The sequence below is a fragment of the Lentzea aerocolonigenes genome, from assembly GCF_000955955.1.
Classification (GTDB): Bacteria; Actinomycetota; Actinomycetes; order Mycobacteriales; family Pseudonocardiaceae; genus Lentzea; species Lentzea aerocolonigenes_A.
The window spans coordinates 1-421 of record NZ_JYJG01000066.1; the positions used below are offsets into that span (position 1 = coordinate 1).

The window sequence follows — 421 nt, forward strand, 5'->3', positions numbered from 1 at the left end:
CTGCGAATCCGCGCGCTGGGGCTCCGTGCGCTGAGGCTCGGTGCGCTGCGAATCCTGGCGAGCCGGTCCTTCGGGTCTGACCGGCTGGTCGAACCACGACTTGTCCATGGGCAGCTGGTCGACCCGAGCCGTCTTGGCGTTCGGGGCCATGCTGGCGCGAGGGTCCCCTCCCTGGGGTCCCCCGTTTTCAATTTTGCCAGGCGGCACCGACAGTTCTGTCGTCTTCTGGTCCGGCCTGTGGACAACTTCGGGCTTGGCCGCCGGTTTGGCCACCACGCGGGTCTGGTCGTTCTTCGGCTCGACCACCGGCGCGGCCTTGCCCTGCTCTCCCGGCGCGATCCGCATCGGCGCCGCACGCGGAGGCTCTGCTCGTGAAGGCTCTGCTCGTGAAGGCTCTGCTCGTGAAGGCTCTGCTCGTGAA

At 68.2% G+C, this 421-nt stretch carries 1 protein-coding gene; it reads right to left on the reverse strand.

All coding sequences use genetic code 11. The features are described from left to right. A partial coding sequence (locus UK23_RS12055; RefSeq protein WP_045311546.1) for a hypothetical protein occupies nt 1-345 on the reverse strand: 345 nt, incomplete at its 3' end. Nucleotides 346-421: the final 76 nt, after the last annotated feature.